This is a genomic window from Heyndrickxia sp. FW510-T9 (genome assembly GCF_058781025.1).
Genome location: NZ_JBYSWK010000007.1, coordinates 72,776 through 89,656, shown reverse-complemented (window position 1 = coordinate 89,656; position 16,881 = coordinate 72,776). Strand labels below are relative to the sequence as shown.

21 protein-coding genes and 1 riboswitch are annotated in these 16,881 nt (G+C 35.0%); of the genes, 4 read left to right on the top strand and 17 right to left on the bottom strand.

The features are described from left to right. Positions 1-96 precede the first annotated feature (96 nt). The 14 genes from sigF to AC3WJF_RS05720 form a co-directional block, all read right to left on the bottom strand. On the bottom strand, positions 97-855 hold the full coding sequence (sigF, locus tag AC3WJF_RS05785) for an RNA polymerase sporulation sigma factor SigF (protein ID WP_492450192.1): 759 nt from the start codon (positions 853-855) through the stop codon (positions 97-99). Positions 856-867: 12 nt separating this feature from the next. Beyond that, positions 868-1,308, bottom strand: a complete 441-nt coding sequence (gene spoIIAB / locus AC3WJF_RS05780) for an anti-sigma F factor (RefSeq protein ID WP_492450190.1) — start codon at positions 1,306-1,308, stop codon at positions 868-870. Positions 1,309-1,310: 2 nt separating this feature from the next. Continuing rightward, entirely contained in the window at positions 1,311-1,661 is a 351-nt protein-coding gene (spoIIAA, locus tag AC3WJF_RS05775) for an anti-sigma F factor antagonist (RefSeq protein WP_492450188.1), read from the bottom strand. 116 nt (positions 1,662-1,777) lie between these two features. Then, positions 1,778-2,947: a D-alanyl-D-alanine carboxypeptidase family protein gene (locus tag AC3WJF_RS05770; protein ID WP_492450186.1), complete on the bottom strand. Its 1,170-nt coding sequence runs from the start codon at positions 2,945-2,947 to the stop codon at positions 1,778-1,780. Positions 2,948-3,203: 256 nt separating this feature from the next. Beyond that, on the bottom strand, positions 3,204-4,511 hold the full coding sequence (locus AC3WJF_RS05765; protein ID WP_492450184.1) for a pyrimidine-nucleoside phosphorylase: 1,308 nt from the start codon (positions 4,509-4,511) through the stop codon (positions 3,204-3,206). Next, on the bottom strand, positions 4,508-5,341 hold the full coding sequence (locus AC3WJF_RS05760; protein WP_492450182.1) for a purine-nucleoside phosphorylase: 834 nt from the start codon (positions 5,339-5,341) through the stop codon (positions 4,508-4,510). Before AC3WJF_RS05760 ends, AC3WJF_RS05765 begins: the two co-directional genes overlap by 4 nt. 11 nt (positions 5,342-5,352) lie before the next feature. Next, positions 5,353-6,540 (bottom strand): phosphopentomutase, encoded by a 1,188-nt coding sequence (gene deoB / locus AC3WJF_RS05755; protein ID WP_492450180.1) that lies wholly within the window; start codon positions 6,538-6,540, stop codon positions 5,353-5,355. Between the two features lie 392 nt (positions 6,541-6,932). After that, complete coding sequence (xerD, locus tag AC3WJF_RS05750) at positions 6,933-7,826, bottom strand: site-specific tyrosine recombinase XerD (RefSeq protein ID WP_492450178.1); 894 nt, start codon at positions 7,824-7,826, stop codon at positions 6,933-6,935. 6 nt (positions 7,827-7,832) lie between these two features. Continuing rightward, positions 7,833-8,054 carry a YqzK family protein gene (locus AC3WJF_RS05745; protein ID WP_492450177.1) on the bottom strand — a complete coding sequence of 74 codons (222 nt, stop codon included), beginning with the start codon at positions 8,052-8,054 and terminating at the stop codon, positions 7,833-7,835. Between the two features lie 147 nt (positions 8,055-8,201). Beyond that, positions 8,202-8,675 (bottom strand): ferric iron uptake transcriptional regulator, encoded by a 474-nt coding sequence (fur, locus tag AC3WJF_RS05740; RefSeq protein ID WP_492450175.1) that lies wholly within the window; start codon positions 8,673-8,675, stop codon positions 8,202-8,204. Positions 8,676-8,786: 111 nt separating this feature from the next. Beyond that, positions 8,787-9,437 (bottom strand): stage II sporulation protein M, encoded by a 651-nt coding sequence (spoIIM, locus tag AC3WJF_RS05735; protein WP_492450173.1) that lies wholly within the window; start codon positions 9,435-9,437, stop codon positions 8,787-8,789. Between the two features lie 183 nt (positions 9,438-9,620). Then, positions 9,621-10,802, bottom strand: a complete 1,182-nt coding sequence (locus AC3WJF_RS05730; protein WP_492450171.1) for a class I SAM-dependent methyltransferase — start codon at positions 10,800-10,802, stop codon at positions 9,621-9,623. 29 nt (positions 10,803-10,831) lie between these two features. After that, positions 10,832-11,995 (bottom strand): endonuclease Q family protein, encoded by a 1,164-nt coding sequence (locus AC3WJF_RS05725; RefSeq protein ID WP_492450170.1) that lies wholly within the window; start codon positions 11,993-11,995, stop codon positions 10,832-10,834. Further along, the gene (locus AC3WJF_RS05720) at positions 11,988-12,548 is read right to left on the bottom strand and encodes an NUDIX hydrolase (protein ID WP_492450168.1); all 561 of its coding nucleotides are present in this window, start codon (positions 12,546-12,548) and stop codon (positions 11,988-11,990) included. The genes AC3WJF_RS05725 and AC3WJF_RS05720 overlap by 8 nt, the downstream gene beginning before the upstream one ends. 101 nt (positions 12,549-12,649) lie before the next feature. On the opposite strand from AC3WJF_RS05720, the gene mciZ reads away from it, so the two are divergent. The 4 genes from mciZ (at position 12,650) to AC3WJF_RS05700 (ending at position 14,921) form a co-directional block, all read left to right on the top strand. Continuing rightward, positions 12,650-12,778, top strand: a complete 129-nt coding sequence (gene mciZ / locus AC3WJF_RS05715; RefSeq protein WP_492450166.1) for a Z-ring formation inhibitor MciZ — start codon at positions 12,650-12,652, stop codon at positions 12,776-12,778. Between the two features lie 67 nt (positions 12,779-12,845). Continuing rightward, positions 12,846-13,757 (top strand): aldo/keto reductase, encoded by a 912-nt coding sequence (locus AC3WJF_RS05710; protein ID WP_492450164.1) that lies wholly within the window; start codon positions 12,846-12,848, stop codon positions 13,755-13,757. Positions 13,758-14,184: 427 nt separating this feature from the next. After that, positions 14,185-14,267, top strand: a riboswitch (cyclic di-GMP riboswitch). Between the two features lie 26 nt (positions 14,268-14,293). Further along, entirely contained in the window at positions 14,294-14,437 is a 144-nt protein-coding gene (locus AC3WJF_RS05705) for an anti-repressor SinI family protein (protein ID WP_492450162.1), read from the top strand. Between the two features lie 151 nt (positions 14,438-14,588). Continuing rightward, positions 14,589-14,921: a helix-turn-helix domain-containing protein gene (locus AC3WJF_RS05700; RefSeq protein ID WP_492450160.1), complete on the top strand. Its 333-nt coding sequence runs from the start codon at positions 14,589-14,591 to the stop codon at positions 14,919-14,921. A gap of 43 nt (positions 14,922-14,964) precedes the next feature. On the opposite strand, the gene AC3WJF_RS05695 is transcribed toward AC3WJF_RS05700, so the two are convergent. The 3 genes from AC3WJF_RS05695 to AC3WJF_RS05685 all read right to left on the bottom strand — a co-directional run bounded on the left by AC3WJF_RS05695 (position 14,965) and on the right by AC3WJF_RS05685 (position 16,879). Further along, a complete protein-coding gene (locus AC3WJF_RS05695; protein ID WP_492450159.1) occupies positions 14,965-15,222 on the bottom strand; it encodes a YqkE family protein in 258 nt (85 codons plus the stop codon). Between the two features lie 274 nt (positions 15,223-15,496). After that, a complete protein-coding gene (locus AC3WJF_RS05690) occupies positions 15,497-16,165 on the bottom strand; it encodes a CoA transferase subunit B (RefSeq protein WP_492450158.1) in 669 nt (222 codons plus the stop codon). A gap of 24 nt (positions 16,166-16,189) precedes the next feature. Further along, on the bottom strand, positions 16,190-16,879 hold the full coding sequence (locus AC3WJF_RS05685) for a CoA transferase subunit A (protein ID WP_492450157.1): 690 nt from the start codon (positions 16,877-16,879) through the stop codon (positions 16,190-16,192). Positions 16,880-16,881 lie beyond the last annotated feature (2 nt).

Sequence of the window (16,881 nt, the reverse complement as noted above, 5' to 3'; positions counted from 1 at the left end):
TCATCCCCTGCCATTTTTATTTCTGTATATTGTAGTATGTGAAAATGGCAAAATTATCATTCATGGATATTAAGAAACATAAAAAAACCGCAGGAATTAAAGTTCCATACGGTCTTTCATTTGTTCTAATATTTTCTTTTCGAGTCTTGATACTTGGACCTGTGATATACCTAGTCTTTCGGCAACCTCTGATTGCGTTTGATCTTTATAGTAACGTAAATACACAATCAGGCGCTCCCGATCATCCAAACCTCTAATTGCTTCTTTTAAAGCTATTTTGTCAAACCATTTTTGATCATTTTGATCGGCGATTTGATCTAATAATGTAATCGGATCCCCGTCATTTTCATACACTGTCTCATGAATAGAGGAAGGTGTACGTCCAGCTTCTTGGGCCATAATAATATCTTCAACGGGGATATCTAAATATAGAGCAATTTCATTTACGGTAGGAATTCGTCCATTTGATTTGGACAACTCATCCTTCGCTTTACGAATCCGATTACCGATTTCCTTTAAAGATCTACTTACCTTTACTGTACCATCATCACGAATAAAACGTTGAATTTCTCCGATAATCATAGGAACTGCATATGTTGAAAACTTTACATCATAGGATAAATCAAATTTATCTACAGATTTTAATAGACCAATACATCCTATTTGAAATAAATCATCCGGTTCGTAGCCGCGGTTTAAAAAGCGTTGGACAACTGACCATACAAGCCGCATGTTTTTTTCGACAATCAGATTGCGTGCTTCCTGGTCTCCTTCCTGGCTTTTTTGGATCAACTCTTTCACTTCTTGATCCTTCAAAAAAGTCTGTTTATTCTCCTTCTTTACCTCCACATCCATTGGCACGACTCCTTAATTACATAAGGCATTATTTAAAGCCAAATGCTTTTTTAAACGAACAATGGTGCCTAGTCCTGGTTGTGATTCAATTTCTATATTGTCCATGAAATTTTCCATGATTGTAAAGCCCATTCCAGATCTTTCTAACTCAGGCTTGGTTGTAAAAAGGGGCTGGCGTGCTTCCTCAATATCTAAAATTCCAATGCCTTCATCTCGAATTGTTAAGTCAACCAATCCATCTTCAATAGCCAGATTAATGTAGACAATTCCAGCTGGATCTCCATCATAACCATGAATAATAGCATTTGTTACTGCTTCAGAAACAACTGTTTTGATTTCAGTTAATTCATCTAAGGTCGGATCCAATTGTGCTATAAAAGCGGCAACTGTAACCCTTGCAAAAGATTCATTTTGACTTAATGCGTGAAACTGCAATTGCATTTCATTTTTCATTGCTACGCAACCCCCAATCTTTGCAGTGCATATTGTTCAGATTCATCTAAACGAATAATTTTAAACAAACCCGACATCTCAAATAACCGCTTAACTGCCGGTGAGATTGCGCATACAACCATTTCGCCGTTTTTTTGTTTTACTTGCTTATATCTTCCGAGGATAACACCTAAGCCAGAGCTATCCATAAAGGATAAATGCTCTAAATTTAAGACAATATGCAAAATATCATATTTGTCTATTGCTTTTGTCACCTCATTACGAAGAGATTCTGCTGTATGGTGATCTAATTCGCCATTTAACCTAATGCACAAGACATCTTGTTTCACTTCTAAATCAATCGTAAGACTCACTTTTCACACAGCCTCCTTAATCTGTTATAGTGAGTCAATTCGATATGTTTGTCCGGATTTCCTTCTTGGTGACAAAACTAGAAGCAAGTCGCTAAAATTTGCGTATATTCGACTCTTTATTTTGACGTAAATAATCCAAATGACCGCTTAAATAATTTCCACCATCCGGCATTTTTGACATCCTCTTTTGCTATTAAATCAGACTTTACAAGTACTTTTTCAGATTTTTTTACAGTTAAAGTTCCAACAATATCTCCTTTATGAATTGGTGCCTTTAAATCTTTTTTAAGTGTCTTTACTTGAAGAAGATTATCCACTTTCTCCCCTTTTTTGGTTAATACCGAAATTGGTTCACTTGTTACTGCATTAATAAATTTTTTATCGCCTTTACTTACTTTTACTTTTCCTAAGGACTGTCCTTTTTTATATAAAGGATGTGTAGCATATTGAGAAAAAGCAAAATCAAGCATTTTTGTCACTTGAGCATTTCTTACTTTCGTAGAAGGGGCACCAAATACAACAGCAATAACTCTCATATTGTTTTTCTTAGCTGTTGCCGTTAAACAAAATTTAGCTTCGTTAGTAAAACCTGTTTTCAATCCATCTACTCCTGGGTAAAAACGAACAAGCTTATTAGTATTCACTAGCCAAAATTTCTTATCTGTATTTTCGCGTAAGTAGTCCTCGTATGTACCGGTAAATTTTGTAATACTCTCATATTTCAGCAACTCTTTTGCCATTATGGCCATGTCATATGCAGAACTATAATGATCTTTGACAGGTAATCCAGTAGTATTTTGAAAATGTGTATCTTTAAGTCCTAATAAATTAGCTTCTTTGTTCATCATATCGACAAATGACTCTTCACTACCTGAAATTTTTTCTGCCATTGCCACTGCTGCATCATTGGCAGATCCAATGGCAATACCTTTTAACATTTGCTTTACTGTCATCTCTTCCCCGGGTTCAAGAAAAATTTGAGAGCCACCCATTGATGCAGCATATTCACTCGTACGAACTTTTTCATCCCAAGTAAGCGTTCCATTATCGATTGCTTTCATAATAAGAAGCATCGTCATTATCTTTGTCATCGATGCCGGTGCAAGTTTCTCATGACTGTTTTTTTCGTATAAAATGCTTCCCGTATCTCGTTCAATTAATATCGCAGATTTTGCTTCATTTGCTAACTCTGTTTTGCTTTCTGCTGCAAATGAATGACTATTCCCCATCCCGATAACAGAAATGAAGAAAAGAAAACAAATGATGAAACTACATAACTTTTTCATAAAGACCCCTCCAATAAATTCCTATTAGTTGTTTTAAAAATTGCTAAGTCCACATTGTTTACTATCCTTCAGCTTAGCTCTGATGGAATTTTCATAATACATAGCACCATTTTTCCCATTTCAAGTATTTATTATTCCGTTAATTCCTTTATTGAAAAAGAAAAACTGTTGAGAATCCTCTCAACAGTTTTCGTGTTTTTATTTGACGTTATTTTCGCAATAATCGTTGCTTTTCATCATTATATATTAACGAGCCTTATTTAATGGTTATTTCTTCTTGAATTAATTTAGGAGGTGATACTTTTTGTGTTGAAATTTTTATATTTTGATACAGCTTTTCTTTAACTTCTTCTATGTCTTCTTGATTGGAATAAATGGTTACAAGTGATTCACCTTTTTTCACTTGATCCCCGATTTTTTTCTCCAAGACAAGACCTACTGCAAGATCTATTTCTGATTCCTTCGTTGCTCTTCCTGCTCCGAGCATCATCGCCGCAGTTCCAATTTCATCTGCCTCAATTTCTGAAACATAGCCATCTTCAAGAGATGGAAGATCCATTTGAAATTTAGCTTGCGGAAGTTTCGCAGGATCATCTACAACAGATGAGTCACCACCCTGAGATTGTAAAAACAATTTAAACGTTTCAAGGGCTTTTCCATTTTCCATAACTTCTTTTAGTTTTTCCCTTGCTTCTTCGGTGGAGGATGCTTGACCAGCTAGATATACCATGTGACTTCCTAGCGTAAGACATAATTCTGTTAGGTCCTCTGGTCCATTTCCTTGAAGTGTATCAATTGCTTCTTTTACCTCTAAAGCATTACCAATAGCAAATCCAAGCGGCTGACTCATATCAGATATAATAGCCATCGTTTTCCGGCCGACATTATTACCTATGTTCACCATCGCCGTAGCAAGTTCCCTTGCGTCATCCAATGTCTTCATAAAAGCACCAGCACCGGTTTTAACATCTAAGCAAATGGCATCTGCGCCCGCTGCTATTTTTTTACTCATAATTGAACTGGCAATTAACGGAATACTGTCGACTGTAGCTGTTACATCTCGAAGGGCATAAAGCTTTTTATCCGCCGGAGTTAGATTTCCACTTTGTCCAATAACAGCAATCTTGTTTTCATTCACTAGTTTGATGAACTCTTCATTTTCAATTTCAACATGAAATCCTGCTACCGATTCTAACTTGTCGATTGTTCCTCCAGTATGCCCTAAACCACGTCCACTCATTTTTGCCACAGGAACATCAAGTGCTGCTACAAGCGGTCCTAGTACAAGTGTTGTAGTATCTCCAACACCACCAGTTGAGTGCTTATCAACTTTAATACCTCGAATACCAGAGAGATCAATGGTATCTCCTGAATGAACCATTGCCATTGTTAAATCTGCACGTTCCCGTTCATTCATTCCTTGGAAAAATATTGCCATTGTTAAGGCACTTATTTGATAATCTGGAATTGTATTATTTGTGTATCCGTTAATAATAAATTGAATTTCTTCCGTTGATAGTTCTTTTCCATCACGTTTCTTCTCAATTAAATCGACCATTCTCATGATTCTTCACCTAATTTTATATTTTTTATTATTTCTTTCACATATGTTAAGAAGTTGGATCTGACGTTATCTGTTGTTTCGATTACTTCATCATGTGTTAATGGCTGATCTAATATTCCTGCAGCCATATTAGAAATACAAGAAATACCAAGTACCTCGAGCCCTGAATGTCGTGCTACAATCACTTCCGGCACTGTTGACATTCCAACTGCATCTCCACCTAATATACGAAGCATTCTTACTTCAGCAGGTGTTTCATATGATGGACCTGTATTGCCGACATACACACCTTCCTGAATGGAAATCTCGAGATCATTAGCAATTTCTTTAGCCAGCTTGCGAAGGTCTTTATTATATGCTTCCGACACATCTGGAAAGCGTTGTCCTAATCTTCCATCATTCGGACCAATTAACGGATTATACCCCATATTGTTTATGTGATCGGATATTATCATCAAATCACCTGGATGGAAGTTTTCGTTTATCCCTCCCGCAGCATTGGTTACAATAAGGACTTCAACTCCTAATTGTTTCATCACCCTTACCGGAAAGGTAACATGGTCTAAAGTATAACCTTCATAGTAATGAAAGCGTCCTTGCATTGCGACTACTTCTTTATCTTCTAAAGTACCGAACACAAGTTGACCAGCATGTCCAGCTACAGTCGATACTGGAAAATCTGGTATTTCATTATAAGGTATTTTAATCGGATTTTTTATTTCATCCGCCAAAACACCTAATCCTGATCCTAAAATTAGTCCTACTCGAGGCTTTCCTGTGTATTTATTCTGTAAAAATTGTGCAGCATTTTCAATTTGACTAAAATCCACTACTCTTCCCCCTACTTCTTTAATTCATTCAAAAAGCTTGTTCCGAACTTTGGCATTGCAACATGGAAATTATCTGCTACAGTTGCGCCGATATCTGCAAATGTATTTCTTATAGGCAATTCTTGACCACCGTTAAAACGCTTTGAATACATCAGTAATGGTACATATTCACGCGTATGGTCTGTACCATGATGAATTGGGTCATTTCCGTGATCAGCAGTAATAATCAATAAATCATCACTTGTCATTTTTCCAAATACTTCAGGGAGTCTAGCATCGTATTCTTCTAATGCTTTACCATATCCGATTGGATCACGGCGATGACCATATAAAGCATCAAAATCAACAAGATTAATAAAGCTAAGACCTGTAAACTCCTTATCAAATGTTTGAATGAATTTGTCCATACCATCCATATTAGAAGTAGTTCGAATTGCTTCTGTTACTCCTTCACCATCATAAATATCGGATATTTTCCCGATAGCGATTACATCTAAATTATTATCCTTTAATTCATTCATAACCGTACGATCAAACGGCTTTAATGCATAATCATGGCGATTCGGTGTGCGTGTGAAATTCCCCGGTTCACCAATAAATGGACGAGCGATGACACGTCCCACCATATATTTCTCATCAAGAGTTAATTCCCTTGCTATTTCGCAAATTTTATAAAGCTCTTCAAGGGGAACAATTTTTTCATGAGCCGCTATTTGTAATACAGAATCTGCAGAAGTATAAACAATAATAGCTCCTGTATCCATATGTTCTTTGCCAAGTTCATCTAATATTTCTGTTCCACTTGCTGGTTTATTACCGATTACCTTTCTTCCAGACTTCTCCTCTAAATCTTGGATTAATTCTTTAGGAAACCCATCAGGAAAAACTTGAAATGGAGTGTTAATATTCAACCCCATAATTTCCCAGTGTCCAGTCATCGTGTCTTTTCCATTTGAAGCTTCTTGCATCTTAGTAAAATACGCTAAAGGCTTTTCTACTTTCTTGATACCTTTTATTTTCCTAATATTAGAAAGCCCCAATTTCTCCATATTCGGCATATGAAGTCCATTCATTTTTTCAGCAATATGCCCAAAAGTATCTGAACCCTTGTCATTAAATTTCTCGGCATCAGGTGCTTCCCCAATTCCAACTGAATCCATCACAATTAAATGAATTCTTTTATATGTAAAATCACCCACTTGCAAAACCTCCATTTTTCAAAATTAAGTACTTTAATTAAAGGCTCTTTTCGTAAACTGTGTTTGTTTTCTAATCAAAAACCTCATACATTTCCTTGATCAGCTTGGAACTAATGAATTTTTAAAGAAAAGATGCCCCAAAACTAAATTTATTTTAGAATTTAAAACAAATTACGAAAAGTAACAATTTGTACGAAAACAGCCCATTTAATCATAACTATCATTCCCACTACTTTCATCGATAATCGAATCGAAATACTTGTAAGAGGTCTGACTTCTTTTTTATTTTACTAAATTTGAATCGGATTAGACAAGAAAAAACCGCTATTGATTAGCGGTGTGAAAATATTACTATGTAAATCTGTTAGTTATTATTATAGTCAATAAGAATATTATGCGCGCGGATGATGTTTGGAATAAACATCTTTTAATCGTATTTTCGTTACATGTGTATATATTTGAGTAGTTGAAATATCCGCATGTCCTAACATTTCTTGGACAGCACGTAAATCAGCACCATTTTCTAGTAGATGTGTTGCAAAGGAATGTCTTAAAGTATGTGGAGTAAGTTCTTTTTCTATATTTGCTTTCATGGCAAGCCCTTTTAGTATTTTCCAAAATCCTTGCCTTGTTAACCGCTTACCATGATGATTTAAAAATAAGGCTTCAGTTGATAATTGTTTGGACTGAAGTTTTGGACGTCCATCCTTAATATAGTTCTCTATTACATTACTAGCCGTTTTTCCTATTGGAATGATTCTTTCTTTATTCCCTTTTCCAATACAACGAATGAAGCCCATTGTCAAATGGAGATCATCCAAATTAAGCTGAATTAATTCACTGACGCGGATGCCTGTCGCATAAAGCAACTCTAACATTGCCCGGTCACGAATACCTAATGGAGATTCCTCATCAGGGGATTCTAGCAATGCTTCTACTTCCGCTAAGTTTAAAACCTTTGGAAGTGTCTTTTCAATTTGCGGGGATTCAATATGCACAGAAGGATCATGATCCGTAGCTTTTTCACGTAGTAAAAACTGATGAAAAGATCTTATTGATGCAACATGTCTAGCAAGTGTTTTAGATGATTTTCCTTGCTGCTTTAAATGATGCAGAAAATGAACAATTTGTACTCTTGTCATGTCATTTAACGACTTAACCTGCTCCACTTTTTGAATGTATAATAGATAATTTTTTAAGTCTCTTTCATACGAAATTACCGTATTTTGCGATAATCCTTTTTCGACTACCATAAAGTGGATAAAATCTTTCAAGCGATCTTCCATTTATCATTACTCCCCATCTAAATAAAAAAGTAACAAGCGATCGACCCAATTAGAATCCCTTTTATTAGTAGAATTAACTTTAATCGCTGTCCCTTTTGGTTCATCATATCGATGATAGTTTTCGTATTCTTGATTTACCCACATAATACCATAATAAAAGAGCAATGTGCACCCGGTAAATAGGATAAACACCTTTAATGTTTTAAAAAACAGCCTAATTCCAGACATTAATAACTCGTCCTTCCCTCAACATTTTCAATTTGTTTAATACAAGCTATGACAGACTTGAGGGATTTTATACCTGTATCTAAAAATAAAAGCGCAGGCTCCGGATCTAGACAAATACTAAATTATAAAAGAAAAGACTGACTCCTATTATTCTGAGTCAGCCTCGTCATCTTTATTTTCTACTTTATCATGGCATCGCCAACAAATTCCGTGAAATGTTAAACGATGATCTTTAATTTTGAAATTCCAGCGTTTTTCAACAATTGCCTCAACATCTTCAAGTAAATCTTCTTGTATTTCATCAACGGCACCGCATTCAATGCAAACTAAATGATGATGAAAATGGGCTGCACCTTCCTGGCGTAAATCATAACGAGATACTCCATCACCAAAGTTAATTTTATCGACAACCTTTAATTCTGTTAACAATTCTAGCGTTCGATAAACGGTAGCCAACCCAATTTCTGGCGATTTTTCTTTTACAAGGAGGTAAACATCTTCAGCACTTAAATGGTCTTCTTCATTTTCAAGCAACACACGAACGGTTGCCTCGCGCTGAGGAGTTAGCTTATAGCTTGCTGAGTGTAATTGCTTTTTAATTCTCTCGATACGGCTTTCCATAAAAAGTATCCTCCCTCGCCAACTATCACAATAATTATAGCAGAAGGAATTCATTTTTCAAAATAAAATTATTCTCGTTTAGAAAGTGTATTTCTTATTATATAATAATTATTATTTTTGAATATATGTTACAACGGACTTCATTAAAGAAGGAGATATATAGGCCTCAATTCCCGCAGCAATTGCAATTGCACCCACTGCTATTAGCATGAATACAACATAACTTGAAAAAAGCGGTATAAATGGAAAGGCTAATGATTGCTTTACAAATATTTTCCGAATGATCTGAAAGGAAAAACAAACGGATACTACTGCGATAAAAATAAACATAGGTATAATAAAGAGATTTTGCGGTAAAACCGTTACAAAGGAAAGCAAAAAACCATTCCATCCCATTTGATTCACTAAAAACCCTACCGAAAAACCAACAACTACTCCCTTTAAAAACAACAAAATTAATATTAGCGGAAGTCCAATGATGGATATTCCTAACAGCCACATAAATCCTAAAAATTTTATATTATGAAGAAAGCTTAATCTAAATAAATCAGACGAATCCGCTACTTTATCTTTGGAAACTACTCCAAAAAATTGATTTAAATAATAATATAAGTCTTCCTTTTGAGACAGAGAAAGGCTATTTACAATAACCGCTCCGAAGACAATCCCCATAAGGAATAATATAATCACAAATGAATATATTGAGGAGTATTCTTGAACATGATTAATGATGGGATTAGACTGCAACTTTTTTTTCCGCATTTTCTACTTCCTCCTGGTTCAATTTTAATAGAGTAACTGTCATGGCTATACCTTTAAAGTTCTCTATTAAACTTTATGCTCGTCAATGCTAGGTTATTCCTTTCTCTTAAACGAGTTATCAAAATAATAAAAAAGGAGGAGAAAAAATAATTGGCCACCATTTAATATGGTGACCAAAAAATTTTATATTTTTCTAGCAACTAACGTAAAGGTTTTTGGTAAACCGATATCATGAATTTTATGATTCGGTTCCTCTTCAAGAACTTCAATATACATCCCACACTGTCCAATTGTTGTAATTAATTCACCTAAACTCCATTTTCTTTGTAATACCTGTTCTAGACTTTCTTTAACCTCAATCGGCATGTGTTTTGTAAAAGCAACATCTCTATTTATTATGGATGGATCAAAATAGTTGCCTGTGACTTTATGTTTTTTTCCTGAGGATGTAATTAGTTTCGTTGAAATAGGATGAAACTCATGTAAAATGAATTTCCCTCCTGGTCGAAGTAAATTCGATATATGCTCCATTAATGGGAATAAATCAATATAATAATGAAGAACACCTAGCTCCATCAGAGCAAAATCATATTGGTTACTATATTTTTCAATAGGCAACGATAAAACATCAGATACAATATAATTTAACGGAGCCTCGGCAGCCTTAGACAACTCTTTTGCAAATAGTTGATTTTCTTTTGAAAAATCAACTATTGTAACGTTAGCCCCAAGCATGGATAAAGCTACTCCTTTAATACCATTTGATCCCATTAAATGAATTACTTTTTTGTCAATCACTTCCCCAAAGTATTTATAAAAAGGATGTAGACGCCATTGCGGATTTTGCTTTATTTTTTCTGCTAATTCCGCTGGATTTCCATGTCGGGTTAATAATGCTTCATAATTATGTTGATTCCATGCTTCCTCATTTTGGTTTGTAATGACTTGCTGTTCTTTATGTAGAAATTCATGAATTAAATCTACATCTATATCTTGATTTAAGTCAAAAAGATAGTGATAAAGCGATATACACCAAAATGAACTTCCATCTTTTATTACTTTCACACGATAAGGGTGGGTTCGGATCGTTGTATTATAATTACATTTAACATAAATAGTATACTGCTTATATTGTGTACAGAAGGTAGCAGTTGTAGGATTATGTGTTATCTCTTTTAAGGAATTCAAACGAAAAGTTTTCTTCACTTTCTCGAATAAATCCCATTGAACCTCAAGAAAAATCTCATTAGAATGGGCTACATCGACTCCTTGAATCCAAAGAGAAGTCGTTTTTGCATAATGATAAGAAATTCCTTCTTCTTCTAATTCTTTACTTATTTCACTTATTAATTGAAAATAGTTCATATTTGTTGTGAATTCCTCCACAGTTCATTTTATTTAGTATTATCCACTTTTCCATAGTGCCCTCCACCGCCGGCAGTAAGCTGTATCGTTCCTTGCCTTGCATGGATTATCATATCTGCGAGATCTGGTTTCACTACTTTTTTCAGCTCTTCCTCTGGAACAAGATGAAGTATATTCATTTCTGTACTAAAGAAATCCAATAATTTATGCATTGTTTTTGGTCCTAATCCTGGTAAAAAATCTAGCGGAACTTGGTGTATATAAGGTGGTCTATTGATACCTTCTTGTTCCGTCGCTAGCTCATTTATCCGCTCTGACACTCCTTTTGTAAACTGAGAGGAACGACAATGAGGGCAAACATCCGCTACTTTTGGCTCATCACATTTTGCACAAGTGGTTTTATAATATTTCCCAAGATATGGATTCAAGCCATAGTTTGCAACTATTTCATTGCCATCTATATGGTGTAAGGCTTTTAACAGTGCTGAAAACGTTGGTGTTTCTAGTTTCATTACTTGATATTCCCGAGCAATTTTCCCTAGAGAATGAGCATCGGAATTACTAACAAAAGTATATTGGTGTAATTCATGTATTTGATCAGCCATTTCTGTATTAGAGCTTAACCCTAACTCAATTCCATCAATAAGATTAGGATCTAAAATTTCCGTTAATGACCTTTCTACACCTTTACCATACAAACTTTTGAATGGTGTAAATACATGGGCAGGGATAAATATTCCTCCCATGGATTTAATTTTCTTTTGCAACGAAACAGCATTTTCATGAATTCTTTGTGTACTTAACTGTGCATTCTTCACCTTTGTTTGGTACCACATGGAAAACTTCTTTAAGGATTGTAAAGACGGAAAGTATCCAAGGACATGAATGGGCCCTTTACAATTCTCATCATTCACTTCTATTTCTACACCTGGTATAAGTGTCACCGTTTCTTGGTATCGGAATCCCCCCTCCTCCATTTCTATTAAGTCGGAACAATCTAGCAAGTCCTCTATTTCAGCAATTACTTCTGGCGAATGACAATCAATAATACCTACAATATCCAATCCTTTAGGTGCCTTCGCTGTGCGTAAAATATTCGTCAATGTTAATGATTTTGAAGCAGTAATTTTGACAGGCTTTCCCGTTTTTGTCCTGCCGATATGAATATGAAGGTCGACAAAGTAATTATTCATTTTTATTTAACGCCTCTTTTAGTTGTAAATATTGAATCGCATAGGCTGTTTTGGCATCATATATTTTCTGTTCTTGGACTAGTTGAACAGCCTCTTCCAAAGTCACCTCTAATAGTTCCACAAATTCATCCTCATCCATACTCTTAGGTTGCTCCAGCTTTTTAAGTCCCTTTGCTAAATATAAATGTATTAGCTCATCGGCAAATCCAGGAGATGTATAAAAGGAAGTAATTAATTCAAGGTCGTCACATGAATACCCTGTTTCCTCTTCTAATTCTCTAATTGCTGTTACTTCTGGTTTCTCTCCTGGCTCTAATTTTCCTGCAGGAATTTCAATAAGTGCACGATCCAGCGGTTTTCGATATTGATCAACTAAGACAATTCTTTCATCCGGTGTAATTGCCAAAATAGCAACTGCACCAGGATGCTTTATAATTTCCCTTTTAGAAAAATTACCATTCGGTAGCTGGACTTCATCTACTTGTAATCGAACAACTTTCCCCTCGAAAATTTTCTCCGACTTAATTGTTTTTTCCGCAAATTTATGCATCATTAACTCTCCTTGTTCTATTCCATAGTCTATTATTCATACATTTTAACAAATAAGAAAAGCGGAGGCGAATGTCAAGCCCTCCGAAAAAAGGAGACATACCTGTGAAAATCTATGTATATGCAAAGGGGATTACGATGAGTGGAAAAGCATGGGAAATTAGAGAGCAATTAAAATTATATAGAAAACAGTATTACTATGTTCATGATTGGATTAAGAAAGTCAACAAATAGCAAATGTTTTGCGAACTAATAGTATTTTTCGCTAAAATAGAGAAAATAAAGCGAAAGGAAAAATAAAATGAAAAAAAATAGACTAGGAACTTCTGATTTATATATTTCTGCGCTTGGATTAGGATGTATGTCACTAGGGACTAACGAAAAATATGCAAAAGAAATGATAGACGCCGCGCTAGAGGAAGGCATCAATTATTTTGATACTGCTGATTTGTATGATTTTGGGGTAAATGAGGAGATTGTTGGGAAATCATTAAAGCATGTTCGCGATAAGGTGATTTTAGCTACAAAAGTAGGAAATCGCCCGAATAAAGATCATTCAGGATGGAGCTGGGATCCTTCGAAAAAGTATATAAAGGAAGCTGTAAAAGAAAGCCTAAGAAGGTTACAAACCGATTATATTGATTTATATCAATTGCACGGTGGTATGATTGAAGATAATATTGATGAAACAATTGAAGCATTTGAAGAGTTAAAATCGGAAGGAATTATTCGATTTTATGGCATTTCCTCTATCCGTCCCAATGTTATTCGTGAGTATGCGAAAAATTCTTCCATTGTCAGTATTATGATGCAATACAGTCTTCTGGACAGACGACCGGAGGAATTGTTTCCATTTCTTGCGGACCACGAAATAAGCGTAGTAACAAGAGGCCCGCTCGCTAAAGGCTTATTAAGTGAGAAGTGGCTGAATAAACTTTCCGACAAAGGGTATTTAGATTACTCTAATCAAGAACTTCGAGAATCGCTAACTAGCATACAAGAAAAATTAGTCTCTAACAAAAGGTCCATAACTGACTTAGCTGTACAATTTAACTTAGCAAATGAAGTAGTCACATCGGTTATTGCAGGAGCAAGTTCAATTGAACAAATAAAGAAAAACGCACAAGCGGTAAATTCCAATCCTTTAACCACAGAGGAAAGAAAGATACTCCTTACTTTGACGAAGGATACTACTTATCAAGAACACCGTTAAGTTTTGGAATTAACCTTTTTTGTGAACAAAATAGATAGATGGTCGATATGCTTGAACAAGCCTTAGATTACGAATAACAGCGAAGTGAGAGCATTTCGTCCAACAGCTATATATTCTGCCTATGATGTGTAACTCATTATCATTTAATTTAAAAAGTTTTCAACAATTTCTTAATCTTTTTTACAAAATGTTCGTCTTTTTTCATATTAAGTGTAAGATAAAAGAAGCGATAAAATTCCTTTCAGAATGCTTTTTGATATATTTCGACAAAATAGTTTAAATTATCTAAATATTCACCTTTTTCACATTCCACTTTAAAAGTTTTTTCATTATTTCGACATCGACATTTTTTTCGAGAATCGCGTTTTTATTTTCTGTATACTCAAAAATGTAGACAAAAAGTAGTGGATAAATAGAATGGGGAATTATCAGAAAAGGGCAAACTTATTGAAAAATAAGGACGCAAAGTCACAGGTCTAAAGTTAATACGATGACGGCTGGGCTACCTGAAATACATCGTATTTTAGGAGGTTAAAATGGAAAAGAAATTAGATGTTAATTCAAAAAAACTGGATCAAGAATGGGTTGATTTAATTTTAGCGGCACTAGATATGGGAATTACTGTGCAAGAAATAAAAGACTTCTTTGATAAAAAGTCAACTGAATTAGAAGTAATGTAAAAATCTTTGCTCTACCATTCTATCATACATATTTTATTTTACTTCTTGATATCGATATTTCAATTCTTATAATTTTTTTACAAAACCGTTCTAAATATGGAACCACGATTTCGTTATATGCTATAATAAAGCGAAGGATGTTGACATAATTATGATTGGACAACGCATAAAGAATTTTAGATTACAAAAGCAATTATCATTATCAGAGCTTGCTGAAAGGGCGGGTATCGCAAAATCATATCTTAGCTCCATCGAAAGAAACATTCAATCCAATCCATCAGTTCAATTTCTCGAAAAGGTATCGGCAGTTCTAGGTGTTTCTGTTAATTCTTTACTTCATGATGAAGGTGAAGAAGGAACAGACAATATTGAATTAGATTCTGAATGGGAAAAACTAGTACTAGATGCGATGAAATCAGGGGTTTCAAAAACTGAATTTCGTGAGTTTCTAGAATTTAACAAATGGAAAATAAATAATAAATAAAGCGTTCAATGATTAATCCCACTTGAACGCTTTTTTGTTTTTCTTATTTAAACTTCTTCCAATCCATTGGATTTTCGTTTAATAATTCTGCAAATGATTTATTCTTCTCTCTTTTTCTTCTTTCTTCTTTCTTACGTTCTTCCTCTTGAAGTTTTTGATTGTCTTCTTCCAGTTCTAGTTCAGCTTGAGCTTGTTTTAGCTTTAATAAAATTTCATTATTTAATGTATCTTGTAAGGTTAGCAACTCATTCGGTTTTTCTTTTTTTCGATGATGTTTTTGCGGTTTATTTGATTTTGCCATTGTATTTTCTCCTTTATAAAAGGCTCTTTTTTTAAACTTGGCTGCTTTTGTAAAGTAAATCTTATATGCTCTTCATTCTCTATAAGAATAGGTATCCTTTTTAAGAAAAGATGCCCCGAAACTAATTCTAAGTTAGGATTTAAAATAAATTACGAACGTTAAAATCGGGTTTTGGATTTTAACAATTTATACGAAAACTGGCCTATTAAAATAAAAAATGAAGAAGGAGAGTCAGGTTTTTTCACCTACTCTCCATTCATTTTACTACAGTCCGTTAATAAGCATCTACTTTTACATCCTCTGGAACGATTAAAGATGGTTCTGTTGAAGAAAGTATCTCTTCTACCGTGTACCCTGTTGCCACTTCTCTTAAAACAAGTCCTTCCGATGATACATCGATTACTGCTCGGTCCGTAATAATTCGATTCACAACCCCCTTACCTGTTAAAGGAAGACTGCAATTCTTTAAAATTTTCGATTCACCATTTTTATTCACATGGTCCATTATTACTATAATTTTTTTGGCACCATGAACTAAATCCATGGCTCCGCCCATTCCCTTGATCATCTTCCCTGGAATCATCCAATTCGCCAAATCACCTGACTCCGATACTTCCATGCCACCCAATATCGCTACATTTATGTGCCCACCGCGAATCATGGCAAAAGATTCCGCACTATCAAAATAGGCGGATCCCGGTATAGCTGTAACGGTTTCTTTTCCTGCATTGATTAAATCAGCGTCGATTTCATCCTCTGTTGGATACGGACCAATACCGAGTAAGCCATTTTCCGATTGTAAAACAACTTGTTTATTTTCTGATATATAATTGGCGACTAAAGTAGGCATACCAATCCCTAGATTTACATAATGCCCATCTTCAATTTCCTTCTCCGCTCTTCTAGCAATCTTTTCACGTACTGAACCTTTATCTGCAGACATACTTCTCTCTCCCTTCCCCGGTGTTTATTTGCTGATTGTTCTTCTTTCAATCCGTTTTTCTTGATTTCCTTGTATGATTCGCTGTACATATATACTCGGAGTATGAATGAAATTTGCATCCAATTCACCAATTTCATAGAGATCCTCTACCTCTGCTATTGTAATCTTTCCCGCAGCAGCAATCATTGGATTAAAATTTCGTGCTGTTTTGTTGTATACTAAATTCCCCATTTTGTCGCCTTTCCAAGCACGAACGAGACTAAAATCTGCCGTCAAGGCTTCCTCAAGAACATACTCTTTACCATTAAGGATGCGAGTCTCTTTTCCTTCTGCAATCGGTGTTCCCACACCAGCAGGAGTATAAAATGCAGGGATTCCTGCTCCACCTGCACGAATTTTTTCGGCTAAGGTGCCTTGTGGTGTTAATTCTACTTCCAATTCCCCAGCTAATACTTGGCGTTCAAATTCTTTATTTTCACCAACATATGAACCTATCATTTTCTTTATTTGTTTATTTTGTAAAAGTGGCCCTAGCCCCCAATCGTCTACTCCACAGTTATTGGAAATAACCGTTAAATCCTTTACACCTTTTTCGACGAGTGCAAGAATTAAATTTTCTGGAATACCGCAAAGTCCAAATCCACCAACCATTAATGTCGCGCCATCATGAATATCTGCAACCGCTTCTTGGAAGGATGTATATACTTGTTTCAAAT

Excerpts from the sequence above, each read along its gene's own strand:
- sigF (WP_492450192.1), bottom strand. The coding sequence starts at position 855 with ATGGATGTGGAGGTAAAGAAGGAGAATAAACAGACTTTTTTGAAGGAT.
- spoIIAB (WP_492450190.1), bottom strand. The coding sequence starts at position 1,308 with ATGAAAAATGAAATGCAATTGCAGTTTCACGCATTAAGTCAAAATGAA.
- AC3WJF_RS05770 (WP_492450186.1), bottom strand. The coding sequence starts at position 2,947 with ATGAAAAAGTTATGTAGTTTCATCATTTGTTTTCTTTTCTTCATTTCT.
- AC3WJF_RS05765 (WP_492450184.1), bottom strand. The coding sequence starts at position 4,511 with ATGAGAATGGTCGATTTAATTGAGAAGAAACGTGATGGAAAAGAACTA.
- xerD (WP_492450178.1), bottom strand. The coding sequence starts at position 7,826 with ATGGAAGATCGCTTGAAAGATTTTATCCACTTTATGGTAGTCGAAAAA.
- AC3WJF_RS05745 (WP_492450177.1), bottom strand. The coding sequence starts at position 8,054 with ATGTCTGGAATTAGGCTGTTTTTTAAAACATTAAAGGTGTTTATCCTA.
- fur (WP_492450175.1), bottom strand. The coding sequence starts at position 8,675 with ATGGAAAGCCGTATCGAGAGAATTAAAAAGCAATTACACTCAGCAAGC.
- spoIIM (WP_492450173.1), bottom strand. The coding sequence starts at position 9,437 with ATGCGGAAAAAAAAGTTGCAGTCTAATCCCATCATTAATCATGTTCAA.
- AC3WJF_RS05730 (WP_492450171.1), bottom strand. The coding sequence starts at position 10,802 with ATGAACTATTTTCAATTAATAAGTGAAATAAGTAAAGAATTAGAAGAA.
- AC3WJF_RS05725 (WP_492450170.1), bottom strand. The coding sequence starts at position 11,995 with ATGAATAATTACTTTGTCGACCTTCATATTCATATCGGCAGGACAAAA.
- AC3WJF_RS05720 (WP_492450168.1), bottom strand. The coding sequence starts at position 12,548 with ATGATGCATAAATTTGCGGAAAAAACAATTAAGTCGGAGAAAATTTTC.
- AC3WJF_RS05710 (WP_492450164.1), top strand. The coding sequence starts at position 12,846 with ATGAAAAAAAATAGACTAGGAACTTCTGATTTATATATTTCTGCGCTT.
- AC3WJF_RS05705 (WP_492450162.1), top strand. The coding sequence starts at position 14,294 with ATGGAAAAGAAATTAGATGTTAATTCAAAAAAACTGGATCAAGAATGG.
- AC3WJF_RS05700 (WP_492450160.1), top strand. The coding sequence starts at position 14,589 with ATGATTGGACAACGCATAAAGAATTTTAGATTACAAAAGCAATTATCA.
- AC3WJF_RS05695 (WP_492450159.1), bottom strand. The coding sequence starts at position 15,222 with ATGGCAAAATCAAATAAACCGCAAAAACATCATCGAAAAAAAGAAAAA.
- AC3WJF_RS05690 (WP_492450158.1), bottom strand. The coding sequence starts at position 16,165 with ATGTCTGCAGATAAAGGTTCAGTACGTGAAAAGATTGCTAGAAGAGCG.